Source organism: Aeromonas molluscorum 848 (assembly GCF_000388115.1).
GTDB classification, from domain to species: Bacteria; Pseudomonadota; Gammaproteobacteria; order Enterobacterales; family Aeromonadaceae; genus Aeromonas; species Aeromonas molluscorum.
Map to the genome: position 1 here is coordinate 1 of NZ_AQGQ01000114.1, position 12,646 is coordinate 12,646.

Consider the following 12,646-nt stretch of genomic DNA (forward strand, 5'->3'; position numbering starts at 1 on the left):
ACACCGCAATTGGCGATCCTTGGCATCAGGCCGCAGGATTTCGACTAGGGCGGCGCCAGACCTGGCGGCAGCCGTTGATATGGCCGGACAACGCCGGCAGCTCACACTGCACACCTCTGAGGGGCAGCTGAGCTGGCAGGGCCAGATGCTCCCCTACGCCATGGCCGAGGATCATGTCCGCCTTCAGTGGCAGGGCTGTTGGCAACGCTATCCTGTCCGCTCCCTCATCAAGGATGGGCACCTGCCACGCTTCGTGCTGACCCTGGCTGAGCAGCAAATCCCCTTTGGCCCGGCCCGGGAGATGGCACCGCAGGATCACCCTGGGGATGAGGCGGGTGGCAGGCCCGTCACCCTGGCCCCCATGCATGGCCTGGTGGTTGCCCTGCTCATAGAGGCGGGGCAAGTGGTGAGCCGGGGCCAGCCGCTGCTGGTGCTGGAGGCGATGAAGATGGAGCACCAGCTGCGTGCCCAGCAAGATGGCACCATCGCCGAACTGCTGTGCCGCGAGGGGGAGCAAGTCAGCCAGGGAGCCCCCCTGGTGCGCTTCTTGGAGAGTGCAGAGGCCGCCGGCTAGCCGCACTGCGCAGCTCACTCACCTCGGTCTTCATCGGGCACCGGAGCCACACCACCACAGTCAGAAAAAGGAACCAATATGACGCAGATAATGGAACAAGATGACAGGGTCAGCCTGGTCGAGATGGGGCCAAGGGATGGCCTGCAAAACGAAATGATCCCGCTCAGCTTGCCCCAGAAGCTGGAGCTTATCCGCCGACTCGGCGAGAGCGGCTTGCAGCGCATCGAGGTCGGCGCCTTTGTCTCCCCAAAACGGGTGCCCCAGATGGCAGACTCCGCCGCCCTGCTGGCCGCCCTGCCCCGGGGCGCCATCGCAGGCAGACCGCCTGTTCGATATGGCGCCCTGGTGCCCAACCTGCAAGGCCTGCAGGGGGCCATAGCCGCGCGGGTCGATGAGATTGGCCTCTTCACCGCCTGTAGCGATGGCTTCACCCGGGCCAATATCGGTATCAGTGTGGAGGAGTCACTGGTGCGCTTCGCCCCCTTGGTGCAGGAGGCCCGCCGCTTGGGCATTCGGGTGCGGGGTTATCTCTCCACCGTCATCGGCTGCCCCTTTGATGGCCCAACCTCCCCCAAGCGGGTAGCGGCCATGGCCGAACGGCTGTTCGATCTTGGCTGCCATGAAATATCCTTGGGGGATACCACTGGGATTGGCACCCCTGGCACCGTGGTGCCCATGCTTGATGCCGTGCTGCGCGAGATCCCGGCCGGACGCCTCGCGGTGCACTTTCATGATACCTATGGTCAGGCCCTGGCCAATCTGATGCCCGCCCTGGAGCGGGGCATTCGCACCATCGACAGCTCGGTGGCCGGGCTCGGTGGTTGCCCTTACGCTCCTGGCGCCTCCGGCAACCTGGCCAGCGAGGAGGTCGTCTATCTGCTGCGGGGGCTAGGTATGCAGACCGGGGTGGATCTCGACATCCTGGCGGCCACCGGCCAATGGGTGAGCGAGCAGCTCGGCCGCCCGAACGCCTCCCGGGTCGGGCAGGCCCTCGCCGCTCGGCGAGTGTCAGCCGTGATGGACAACCACAAGGGGCGCTGCCATGCCAGATAAGCACGCCGGCAAGGAGGTCACCTACAGCATCTCGGAGCTGGCTCAGGAGTTCGACATCACGGCCCGCACCATTCGCTACTATGAAGATGAAGGTCTCATCTCCCCGACCCGGGAGGGTCAAAATCGCATCTACAGCCACAAGGACAAGATCCGCCTCAAGCTGACCCTGCGCGGCAAGCGTCTCGGTTTCAGCCTGGCCGAGATCCGCGAACTCTTTGATATGTATGACACCGACAGATCCAGCCGTACCCAGCTGCTCTCCATGGTGCAACTTATCGAATCCAAGCGCGAGGCGCTGCGCCAGCAGGCAGAAGATATCCAGATGGTATTGGCCGAACTGGAAGCGGCAGAACGGCGCTGCGCCGGAGCCCTCGACAATCTCGGTGATCAGGGGGGATTGAGCCAGCTGGGATGATGGGCGCCAGGAGGCTGGCTTGCGAGTGTGACTCACACAGGTATGGGCCTGCCTGAAGTCACCTCTGCAAGGGTGAACAGTGATAGGAGACAATTGACCCTGACTATGGCCCTTTCCCCCCAGGGCATGCTATAGCTAGCACGTCTCGACCGCTCAGGAGAATTCGATGGCCCCGCCTTCCCGCCGCCTTGTGCTAAAGTTCATCGCCGCGCTGCTGCTACTACTTCTCGTCGGGCTCATCGTGGTGTTGTGGCAAGCCCCCGCCCTGACGGTGCGCTATCTTCCCGACTGGTTGAAACAGGAATATGGTCTCAACCTCACTCTGGGCAAGATCCAGGTAGATCTGGCGCAGCCCCTACTGACCCTGGGCCCCAGCGCGCTCACTGATGATGATGGCAAGCCCCTGCTCAGCCTGGCTGAGCTCAGCCTCAAGCCGGATCTCAAGGCAAGCTGGCATCAGCAGGGTCTGGTGCTGACCGAGGTGACGCTGACGGCCCCCACCCTGGATTTACAACGGCGAGTGCCCGATGCCAAACGGCCGGGGACGCCCCGCTTCAATCTGACTGATACCCTGAGCCAGCTGCTTGCCTCCTCGTCCAGGACCGCCGATGAGGCGCTCAGCCCTGCCCCCAAAATCACTATCGCCATGCTGTCGCTACAACAAGGCCGCCTGACTTACCGGGATACCCGCGCCACGCAGGCCGATGGCTGGTTGCCGCCGCAAACCTTGACGGGGCTGGCGTTAACCCTGACCAATATCAGCTCGCTTCCCGATCAGAACAGTCTCTATACCCTGGTGGCCACTCTGGGCAAGAGTCAGCTAAAGGCGGATGGCAGCTTCAGCTTGAGTGGCGCCAGCCAGGGCAAACTCAGTCTGGCCAAGCTGCCCCTCAAACCCTTTGCCCCGCTCTGGGCTCCCTATCTGAGCCTGGATCTGCTCAAGGGCCAGGCCAGTGCCCATGCCAGCTACCGTCTGATCCCGGGCAAGCAGGGGTTCGGCTGGCACTTGAGCAAGGGCAAGCTGACCCTGGATCGCTGGCAGCTGCACTACCCCAAGGGGGCGGAGTTTGCCCGCTTCACACAACTGGTGCTCGGCGACATCAGCCTGGATAGCCAGCAGCTGCTGCTCAAAATTGGCAAGCTCAACGTGCAACAACCCGTGCTGCACGCCAGCCTGGATAGCCAGCAAAACCTGGATGTAAGCAAAATATTGACGCCTCGCGTCTCGCCGGCCAGCACCAAGGCCACCATCGGCAAGGGCATCAATACCGCCAGGAACACCCAGCCACAGAGCAAACCCTGGCGCTGGCAACTCGGTCAGATAGCGCTGCGCAAAGGCAGTCTCAACTTGCTCGAATCGAGCAGCGGCAAGCCGCTGGCTCGCGAACTGACGGATCTCGAACTGACCCTGAGCGGGCTCGACAACCGGCTCAACAAGGCAAGTCCCCTCACCCTGAAAGCCCGCCTCAACCAGCAGGCCCAGCTCGCCTTCGACGGCAAGCTGACCCCGGCCCCCTTCGCCCTCGAGGGGGACATCAGGCAGCAAGGGCTGCCGCTCACCTGGCTCCAGCCATATCTGCAGGAGAGGGTCAGGGTCAGAGTCAAGCAAGGGGAGCTTTCTAGCCGCCTCAAACTCGCCATCGCCATCGATGGCAAAGGGGCGCTCAGCACCCTGAACCTGAGCGGTGCACTCGATATCGACAAGCTCGATGTACAGAGCGGCGCCGACAACCAGAGGTTGCTGCAAATCGCGAGGCTAGAGCTGACCGGGCTTCACTATGAGGGGATCAGCCAGCAGGTGAAGATAGATGACATCTTGCTGCGCCAGCCCTTCGGCCGCATCGAGATCAACGAGGATGGCACCACCAATGTGCAGCAGCTGATATTGCCCGCGCCACCGGCTCCGGCTGACAAGGGAGCCGCGACTGTTCGTAAAGGCCCGGAGCCTCGCTTGGTTGTCGATCAGGTGCGTATTCAACAGGGCAACCTGCGCTTTGCCGATCGCAGCCTGAGCCAGGAGTTCAGTGCCGATATCGCCGATCTGAACGGCCAGACCCTGCACATCAGCAATATACCGGGCCAGCGATCCGACATCGCCTTCAACGGCAAGGTGGACAAATATGCTCCCGTCACCATCAGGGGTGGCGCCAATTTGCTGATTGACGAACCCGAACTGGATCTGGCCGTTGAACTTCAACAATCTGGAGATGACCAGTTTCAGCCCCTACTCGGGTACCTATGCCGGCTATGCCATCGACAAGGGCCAGCTCACCATGAAGCTCAACTATCACCTGGTCGGCAACCGCCTGGAGGGTGACAACGACATCATCATCAAGAAGCTGCAGCTAGGTGAAAAGATAGACAGCGACAAGGCCAAAGACCTGCCCCTCGGTTTGGCCGTTGCCCTGCTCAGCGATGCCAATGGCGTCATCAAGCTCAACCTCAAGGTGAAGGGCAATCTGGATCAACCCGATTTCAGCCTGGGCAGTGTTTTCTGGAATGTGCTGGGCAACACACTGCGCAAGGCCATCACCTCCCCCTTCTCCCTGCTCGCTTCCCTGACAGGAGGGGCGAAAGATCTCGATGAACTCTCCTTCCAACCCGGCGAATATGAGCTGACACCGGGCCAACAGGCCAAGCTGGCCAAGCTCGCTGGGGCGCTCAAGGCCAGACCCCAACTCAGCATGAATATCCGCGGCAAGGTGAATTTCAATCAGGAGCGCCCCCTCTTGCAGCGCCAGAAGCTGGAACGGGTGTTGGCCAGGATCACCGGCAGCCCGGTGGATTTGACCCAACTTGGCAAAGATGACGTCATGCAGGCGGCCCTGGCTCAGGCCTATCAGGAGCGCTTCAAGGAGGATCTTGTGGCCCTGGCTGACCGCCTCGGTCTGGCGGCGAACAGCATGGCGCTGCGCGATCAGGCCGTCATCTTGCTGCGTGATCAGCAGCTCATTACCGCCAAGTCGCTGCGTAACCTTGCCATGGCGCGGGCACGCAACACCAAGACTTATCTGGTGGACACTCAAGCCATCACCCAGGATCGCCTGTTCGTACTCGACAGTCAGGTAAAGGAAGCCGACAAGAGTGCCAAGGTGGTGCTCACCCTGGATAACTGATCTGCCCGAGCAAGACGTTGGCAAGCCCCTTGGTGATGGGCTTGCCTTTGTTCTTCACCCTTTGAGGCTGACCACCAGAGCACAAAAGCACCCGCGTTGCTTGCGCAATCGGATCGGCAGGCTGCCCCGTCTGCTTGAGAGCCCTGCTCCAGATCAGTCCCCCCTCTTGTGCAGGCCCCTGAGGCAAGCCGCGAAACTCACACCCATTGCACGGCTAACATATTCCCCTCGCCGCCAAGGTTCGCTGCCCTGATTCAGTCCCATAGCGGCCTGCGACAGCAGGCTTGCCACGGCAAGCTCATTCAATAGCCTGCTGGTGCGCAGAGTTGTGTCTATGCCGTCTCAGCTGCCGATGTCGTTGACGCCGTTTCCGGCAATGCCCTGCCAAACCAGGTTGCACAATGAAGCTGTCACATTGGGTCCCAAGCATTGTTGCAAAACCCTAGTTTGATGGCATATGCGATGATGTAACGCTCAATCACGTCACCTTTATTCAGCTAGCTCAAAGGTAACCCGGCAGGTTCCAGGGGGGAAGGTTATGATCGACACAGCACCGGCGCGCTATCCTGCCGGGTGGCTTGATGAGATTCAGCATGCCGAGAAAGATGATATCCATTTAAACCCATTCCACTGAAGCAAGGAGAAAGGAGAAAGGAGAAAGGCTCTGCTGGCTTAGCGCCGAGCGTGACGTCAACGACGGATAAAGACGCCGCCCTCTTGCCCCTCCTCGGTGATAAGGCCCAATGGCATCCCGAGCGGTAATGAACACAAAAAAACAACCTGTCCCCTACCTTTCATTTACCAATTAACCACCGATTACCCACGATTGGGCCCGGCGCTGGTCTGAGTTGTAGTTTTTTTACTATTTAACAGCCCTTCCCTCTTGCGAGGGCATGGAGCCCTGCCTAAAATCCCGCGTCCTTTGATCAACCCCCACATATTTTTGGAGAACACCACGTGAGCGTGAGCGAAAAACTGGCCAACCCTGCCCCCCTCGGTCTGATGGGCTTCGGCATGACCACTGTCCTGCTGAACATCCACAATGCGGGTTTCTTCCCCATCAGCGCCATGATCCTGGCCATGGGGCTGTGCTATGGCGGTCTGGCCCAGATCATCGCCGGTATCATGGAATACAAGCGTGGTAACACCTTCGGCGTTACCGCCTTCATCTCCTACGGCACCTTCTGGTGGAGCTTGGTGCTGCTGATGGTCCTGCCGAAAATGGGTCTGGCCGAAGCCACTCCAGCCGCCTTCATGGGCTGGTACCTGCTGATGTGGGGCATGTTCACCCTCTTCATGATGATAGGGACTGTCAACTACCCGCGCGCCAAGCAGTTCGTGTTCGCCTCCCTGACCGTGCTGTTCTTCCTGCTGGCCGCTCACAACTTCACCGGTAGCGAGCTGATCGGCCACATCGCCGGTTTCGAAGGCATCATCTGTGGCGCCAGCGCCATCTACCTGGCCATGGCCACCGTGATCAACGAGCAGTTCGGCCGTACCATACTGCCGATTGGCGATCACAAGCAGGCTGCTGCCGTGCAGCTCAAAGCCGCCGCCTAAGCGCAGGGCCCGAAGAGTCAGCCTAAAGTTGACCCTAGCCAGGATGATTGAACAGAGGAAGGCACCCCCAGGGGTGCCTTCTTGCTATCTGTCTCTTGCCTGCCTCATGGCTGGAGTCATGTCGAGCTGGCTATCGGGAAGACGAGTCCAAATGCACCGCGTCAGCCTCCGGCTGCCGCAGCAAAGGCGCCTGGCCATAGAAGCGGGTAAACAGGATATAGACGGCCGGGAAGGCCTGATGCAATTGGCGGGGCTGGCTGAAGAACAGTTCGCTGCACACGGCGAAGAATTCGGCCGGATGGCTGGCAGCATAAGGGTCTATCAATGTCGTCTCGCCCCGCTCGCACTGGGCCTGCAGTTGGTCGAACGCCTGCTGGCAAGTCGCGGCCCACTCAGACCCCGCCAAGCCAGCCGGCAAAGGGGGCGCGCCGTCGGCCTCTCCTCCCAGCATGTCGAGCTTGTGGGCCAGCTCATGGATGATGAGGTTATAACCATCCCAGTCACCGTCTTGCTGCAACTCGCTCCAGGCCAACACCAGCGGCCCCTGGGGCCATGCCTCCCCGGCATTTTCCTCCTCCCACTCACTCACCAGACCAAACTCGTCCTGCACCTGCTGGCGGCGAGAGACAGGCTCGGGGATGATGATGATCTCATGGAAGCCACGATACCAATCGAGACTGAGTGCCAGAATGGGCAGAGCACCTTGCAGAGCCAAGGCACGGCGCTGACGTTCAGTTAGTTCGACACCGAGCAGGGTCCAGGTCTTGCGCTCGAGCAGGCGGCGCGCCAAGGCGACCAAATGAACCTGCTGGGCGTCACTCAGCCCATCAAGAATGGGGATGGCTGCAAACAACCCATGCCACTCCTCCCCCATGGGAATGCCCGACGATTGGGCATCTTCGACTGCCTTGCACTGACTCGGTGCACCGAACCAGGTGCAGAGCAAGCGACTTGCCCTGATAGCTGACCACAAGCTAGCCACTCAATACCTCGATACTTTCATAGGGATTTCATTGTGATAGCAGGGATTTGACAAAACGCTTGGGCTTTTCCCGATAATCCTGCTGCTGATAGAAGTGATGGGCCCGTTCACGGTGCAGGCTGCTGGAGAGTTCAATTTGACCGCAACCAGCCTCTCGGGCCAGCCGTTCGGCTGCCGCCAGCAAGGCAACGCCCCTGCCCTGCCCCCGGACCGCTTCATCGACCACCAGCGCCGAGATCAACGCCCAGCCCGATGCCAGGTGCAAAGGCCGCAGCAGATGCAACACCAGTACCCCGGTCACTCCGTGCCGGTCGGCACTCACCAGTACCTGTCGCCCAGGCTCCCGCGCCGTCAGATCCACAGCCAGCCTGTCGGGATCATTGCGATAGCCAAGCTGGACAAAGAGCCGCGCGATCGCTGCCACATCAGGGGCTTCTGCCAAGCGTATTCCCTCAGCCAAAGAGGTTTCATTGATGTGCTCGCTCATGGTTGGCCTCAAAATTGCTTTATCACTGACAAGGTACTGTTTCAGGAGAAAATAACGCCATTTCACCAGCCTGATCAAGCCGTGGAAAGCGTGCCACCACATCAAGTTCACAAATTAGCAACACTAACGTAAATTTCACTGGGAAGCGCCGAAACAAGTCGATATGTTAAACGCCTCGGCCAATGCCGACAGCAGAAATGACTGAATAACAAAGATCGAGTGGGCAGAAGCCCGCCGGAAGTCTCACAACAAAGGAGTTGTTGTACATGAACGAAATCGTCAATGCCATCAATGGTGTGATTTGGAGCCCAGCGCTCATCTATCTGTGCCTCGGGGTAGGGTTCTATTTCTCCTGCCGCACCCGCTTCCTGCAACTGCGCCATATCAAAGAGATGGTGCGTTTGATGATGGATGGCAAGGCGACCGATGCCGGTGTTTCCTCCTTCCAGGCGCTGACCATGACCCTGGCGGGCCGGGTCGGTACCGGCAACATCGCCGGGGTAGCCACCGCCATCACCTTCGGTGGCCCCGGCGCCCTGTTCTGGATGTGGATGGTGGCCTTCCTGGGTGCCAGCTCCGCCTTTGTGGAGTCCACCCTGGGCCAGGTTTATAAAGAGAAGATCAACGGTGAATTCCGTGGCGGTCCCGCCTTCTACATAGAGAAGGGTCTGGGGATGAGCTGGTATGCCTGGATCTTCGCCATCGCGACCATCTTCGCCTGCGGTATCTTGCTGCCAGGCGTGCAAGCAAACTCCATTGGTTCCAGCCTGCAGACCGCCTTTAACATCAGCCCCAACGTGACTGCCGCGGTTCTGGCGCTGCTGCTGGGCTTCATCATCTTCGGTGGCGTCAAGCGCATCGCCCACTTTGCCTCGACTGTGGTGCCCTTCATGGCACTGGCCTACATCATAGTGGCTTGCGTCATCATCGCCCTCAACATTGGCCAACTGCCGGGTGTGATCCTGCTTATCTGGAAGAGCGCCTTCGGTCTGGATGCCGGTTTCGGTGCCATTCTGGGTCTGGCCATCATGTGGGGTGTGAAACGCGGGGTCTATTCCAACGAAGCAGGTCAGGGTACTGGTCCTCATGCCTCTTCCGCCGCAGCCGTGAGCCACCCGGCCAAACAGGGTCTGGTACAGGCGTTCTCCGTTTACATCGATACCCTGTTTGTCTGCTCCGCCACGGGTTTCATGCTGCTCATCACCGGCCTCTATAACGTACAAGGTCCGGATGGCACAGCCCTTCACACGGGTATCGCCGGTATTGCCGCAGGTCCTGGCTATGTGCAGACCGCCATGGAGAGCATGATGCCCGGCTTTGGCAACATCTTCGTCGCCATCGCGCTCTTCTTCTTCGCCTTCACCACCATCGTCGCCTACTACTACATCGCCGAGACCAACATTGCCTTCATCAACCGCAAGATCAACCGTCCCTGGCTGACCTTCGTGCTGAAGATTGGTCTGATGGCTGCCACCGTTTACGGCACCGTCAAGACGGCCGATCTGGCCTGGGGTCTGGGTGATATCGGGGTAGGTCTGATGGCCTGGCTGAACATCATCGCCATATTGCTGATGCAAAAAACCGCCTTCATTTGCCTGAAGGATTACGAAAGCCAGCAGGCTCAGGGCCTAGATCCCGTCTTCCACCCCGAGAAGCTTGGCATCAAAAACGCCGACTACTGGACGGGCCGCCGCTCCGAGCACAATCTGGAGCAAGAGCATAGCGGTCATGAATTCGAGCCAGATCGCGAGCCAAACACCGGCAAGTAAGCCCTAAGCCCGATACTCACAATCAAAATGGCAGCCCAGGCTGCCATTTTTTATGTTGTCTGCTTCTCCTATCCCCTGTTGCAGGTCTGCGAGTGCCGGGCCTGTGCATCCCTCGCCCGGAACGGGGGATCCGCTCAGTTCAGGTCACGGCGCGCACCAAAGCGCAGCCGCCAACCAAACAATCCCTTGAGAGTGGCCCGCCACTGATTGGGGCGTCCCAGGATCTTTTGTTGCAAGCGTGTCTCTTCCTTGAGCATCGCCTCATCGCTGTGAGCCCAGGCCTGGCGGTAGAGCTGCTTGATCCCCGCCAGCGCATCCGGCGATTTGCCCAGCAGATCATTGGCAAAAGCACGGGCCTCGGCCAGCGGATCTTCGCAGACCCGGCTCACCAGACCCAGCACCTTGGCCTCGGGGGCCAGCAACTCGCGTCCGCTCATGGCAAGCTCCATGGCAGTATCGACCCCCATGAGGTTGCGCAAGGTGACGCTGCCGCTCATGTCGGGGATGATGCCCCACTTGATCTCCATCACCGAGAAACGGCAATCCGGCGTGCTGAAACGAAAGTCGGCCCCGAGTGCTATCTGCAAACCACCCCCAAAGCAGAGCCCCTGGGTCACCGCGATGACCGGCACCGGCAGCAGGTGCCAGCCATAGGCAACCCGCTGGGCAAGATTGGTCGCCTCGTCTGCTTCGCGCTTCAAGATGTCGAGGGCGGCCAGCGGCTGTTTGAGCATGGATTTCACATCCAATCCGGCGCTGAAGGCACGTCCCTCCCCATGCAAGATCACGGCCCTCAGTCCGGGCAGCTGCCGCAGGCTCAGCAGCGTCTGTTCCAGGGCCCTGAACATGGGCAAGTCCAACGCATTGAGCTTTTCTGGCCGGCTCAGCATCACCTCGGCGATGCCCTGCTCAATCTTGCAGTTCACCCTCTGCTGGCTGATGGTCGGCGACTTGGCAGTGGTTATCTCCATGACACTTCCTTGCTGGTAACTAGTCAAACCACTACATTAAGCTTGCCCGCCACAGAGCACAAGCCGCTCAACGGGAGTCCAGCAACAGATCGACCAGCCGCGTCTGGGCATGAGTCTGGGCCAGCAGCAACAAGGCGCAGCCATAAGCATCTTCAAGGGCATGATGACGTGACAAGGCGGGTAATCGGTGGCGCGTCAGGCAGCGCGCCAGAGTCAGGCTGTCGTCGCTCACCGGGCTCCCGGTTCGCTGTAGACGGACCAGCTCAATCAGCATGGTATCGATGAACTGCATATTGCGCGCCCGCCCCAAGATCTGCTGGCAAGCCGCTTGCAAAAAAGTCTCGCTCCAAGGCGCTGTTATGGGCCACCAGCAGGCAACCCTCTGCCGCCTCAAGCAGGGCTTCAAGGGCATGAGCCAAAGAACAGGCTCCGCTCAAATCCCGATCGTGCACTCCGTGGTAGATGGCACTCTGCCCCACGCTCACCGGCGTCTGAATGAGAAAGTGGCGTGCCTGCGCCAGTTTGATCTCCCGGTCCACTATGGGGACCCACCCCATACTGACGATGTGATCCCGGCTGGCATCGAGTCCGGTCAGCTCCAGATCGATAGCCAGACAGCGGCTCTCGGCCAGGGTCTGCCCCGTGCGTCTGGCCTCCCAGATCCCTTGCCAGCGAGCCAACCAGATGGGTCTTGTCATAGATGGCGACAGAAACGGTAGTCGAGCAGACGCTGCCCTTCATTGATCACGGCGAAACACTCCTTGAGCTGGTGACGCTGCAGCCCGGACAAGGTGCTGGGGTCGAGATGATTGTTGATGATCCCCTTGCTCGCCTCCCCCTGCTGACGAAGGTGGAGATCCCAACGTAGCTGCGCCAACAAATCGAAGGCATCTTGCAAATTGCGGCATTGTCGCCGATCCATGGCGCCGCTCGCCTCAAGCTCACGCAGGCGCTGGCGGGTGCCAACGCAGGTCACCCCGGCTTCAAGGGCATAGACCCGCACCAAGTCGGTGATAAGACTCATCCCCCGGGTCTTGAGATCCAGACCCGGTTGCTGCTGGCCGTTCGCCTCCAGGATCAGGTTCTTGAACAGGCCCAGCGGGGCCCGGCGTTGCTGCGCTGTTTGTGCCAGGTGCATCAGGAACAGGGGGTGACTCGCCGCCTCAGTCACTACTGTCTCAACCAGGCCATCGAAGCTGGCCTGACAACCGGCAACCAGCCGTACATCAAAAAATACGGTGGCGCTGAGCAGCGCCTCGGGAGTCGGCGCCTGAAACCAGCGGCGAAAGCGGGCGAGCCAGCCCGGTTTATCCAGACAGAGATCCGGGTTGGTCGCCATGATATTGCCGCTGCAATAAGGCAGGCCACAACGGGCCAGACCATCGCACACCTGATGGGCCAGCTGGCTAAAATAGTGGACCACCTCCCCCACGGGGGGCTCGGCCAGTAACAAGCCGTTGTCCTGATCCGCGTTCAATCCCTGATCCTGACGCGCGAAAGAGCCGAACACGAGCCAGCTGAATGCACAAGGCGCCGGTCCCAGCGTCATCATGCTCAGAGCAATCAGCCGCTCGGTCAGGGCATCCATGACGGTCGCCAATATATGTGCCGCCTCATGGGCCAACACCCCTTGCAGCCCCAGGATGTGCGTCAGTCTTGGGATCTGCTGACTGCAACGAACCAGTCCCTCAAGGTCGGACTGACGTTCAATGTCGGTCA

11 protein-coding genes and 1 pseudogene are annotated in these 12,646 nt (G+C 60.2%); 6 read left to right on the forward strand and 6 right to left on the reverse strand.

The genetic code is table 11. The features are described 5' to 3' along the window. Positions 1-79 precede the first annotated feature (79 nt). From G113_RS14250 to G113_RS14270, 5 genes and pseudogenes are all read left to right on the forward strand, one after another. Positions 80-574 (forward strand): acetyl-CoA carboxylase biotin carboxyl carrier protein subunit, encoded by a 495-nt coding sequence (locus G113_RS14250; RefSeq protein ID WP_005905205.1) that lies wholly within the window; start codon positions 80-82, stop codon positions 572-574. 78 nt (positions 575-652) lie between these two features. Continuing rightward, complete coding sequence (locus G113_RS14255; protein WP_040319254.1) at positions 653-1,627, forward strand: hydroxymethylglutaryl-CoA lyase; 975 nt, start codon at positions 653-655, stop codon at positions 1,625-1,627. After that, complete coding sequence (locus G113_RS14260; RefSeq protein WP_005905208.1) at positions 1,617-2,042, forward strand: MerR family transcriptional regulator; 426 nt, start codon at positions 1,617-1,619, stop codon at positions 2,040-2,042. The genes G113_RS14255 and G113_RS14260 overlap by 11 nt, the downstream gene beginning before the upstream one ends. A gap of 166 nt (positions 2,043-2,208) precedes the next feature. Continuing rightward, positions 2,209-5,158: pseudogene (locus G113_RS14265) on the forward strand (DUF748 domain-containing protein). A gap of 963 nt (positions 5,159-6,121) precedes the next feature. After that, positions 6,122-6,718, forward strand: a complete 597-nt coding sequence (locus tag G113_RS14270) for an acetate uptake transporter (RefSeq protein WP_005905211.1) — start codon at positions 6,122-6,124, stop codon at positions 6,716-6,718. 130 nt (positions 6,719-6,848) lie between these two features. On the opposite strand, the gene G113_RS14275 is transcribed toward G113_RS14270, so the two are convergent. After that, positions 6,849-7,592 carry a M90 family metallopeptidase gene (locus G113_RS14275; RefSeq protein WP_083940391.1) on the reverse strand — a complete coding sequence of 248 codons (744 nt, stop codon included), beginning with the start codon at positions 7,590-7,592 and terminating at the stop codon, positions 6,849-6,851. 136 nt (positions 7,593-7,728) lie between these two features. After that, entirely contained in the window at positions 7,729-8,187 is a 459-nt protein-coding gene (locus G113_RS14280) for a GNAT family N-acetyltransferase (protein WP_005905215.1), read from the reverse strand. Between the two features lie 266 nt (positions 8,188-8,453). On the opposite strand from G113_RS14280, the gene G113_RS14285 reads away from it, so the two are divergent. Beyond that, positions 8,454-9,956 carry an alanine/glycine:cation symporter family protein gene (locus tag G113_RS14285; protein ID WP_005905217.1) on the forward strand — a complete coding sequence of 501 codons (1,503 nt, stop codon included), beginning with the start codon at positions 8,454-8,456 and terminating at the stop codon, positions 9,954-9,956. A gap of 134 nt (positions 9,957-10,090) precedes the next feature. On the opposite strand, the gene G113_RS14290 is transcribed toward G113_RS14285, so the two are convergent. From G113_RS14290 to G113_RS14300, 4 genes are all read right to left on the reverse strand, one after another. Further along, positions 10,091-10,927 (reverse strand): crotonase/enoyl-CoA hydratase family protein, encoded by an 837-nt coding sequence (locus G113_RS14290; RefSeq protein WP_005905219.1) that lies wholly within the window; start codon positions 10,925-10,927, stop codon positions 10,091-10,093. Positions 10,928-10,994: 67 nt separating this feature from the next. After that, positions 10,995-11,219, reverse strand: coding sequence for a 3'-5' exonuclease family protein (locus tag G113_RS20285; RefSeq protein WP_005905221.1), 225 nt, complete (start codon positions 11,217-11,219; stop codon positions 10,995-10,997). Further along, entirely contained in the window at positions 11,191-11,625 is a 435-nt protein-coding gene (locus tag G113_RS20290) for an exonuclease domain-containing protein (RefSeq protein ID WP_083940392.1), read from the reverse strand. The genes G113_RS20285 and G113_RS20290 overlap by 29 nt, the downstream gene beginning before the upstream one ends. Beyond that, on the reverse strand, positions 11,622-12,646 hold a 1,025-nt coding region (locus tag G113_RS14300), incomplete at its 5' end, for a putative nucleotidyltransferase substrate binding domain-containing protein (RefSeq protein ID WP_005905225.1). The genes G113_RS20290 and G113_RS14300, both read right to left, overlap by 4 nt.

What these genes read in the sequence shown, in the direction of transcription:
- G113_RS20285 (WP_005905221.1), bottom strand. Translation starts at nt 11,219, where the DNA reads ATGCAGTTCATCGATACCATGCTGATTGAGCTGGTCCGTCTACAGCGA.
- G113_RS14290 (WP_005905219.1), bottom strand. Translation starts at nt 10,927, where the DNA reads ATGGAGATAACCACTGCCAAGTCGCCGACCATCAGCCAGCAGAGGGTG.
- G113_RS14285 (WP_005905217.1), top strand. Translation starts at nt 8,454, where the DNA reads ATGAACGAAATCGTCAATGCCATCAATGGTGTGATTTGGAGCCCAGCG.
- G113_RS14260 (WP_005905208.1), top strand. Translation starts at nt 1,617, where the DNA reads ATGCCAGATAAGCACGCCGGCAAGGAGGTCACCTACAGCATCTCGGAG.
- G113_RS14255 (WP_040319254.1), top strand. Translation starts at nt 653, where the DNA reads ATGACGCAGATAATGGAACAAGATGACAGGGTCAGCCTGGTCGAGATG.
- G113_RS14275 (WP_083940391.1), bottom strand. Translation starts at nt 7,592, where the DNA reads ATGGGGGAGGAGTGGCATGGGTTGTTTGCAGCCATCCCCATTCTTGAT.
- G113_RS14250 (WP_005905205.1), top strand. Translation starts at nt 80, where the DNA reads ATGGCCGGACAACGCCGGCAGCTCACACTGCACACCTCTGAGGGGCAG.
- G113_RS20290 (WP_083940392.1), bottom strand. Translation starts at nt 11,625, where the DNA reads ATGACAAGACCCATCTGGTTGGCTCGCTGGCAAGGGATCTGGGAGGCC.
- G113_RS14280 (WP_005905215.1), bottom strand. Translation starts at nt 8,187, where the DNA reads ATGAGCGAGCACATCAATGAAACCTCTTTGGCTGAGGGAATACGCTTG.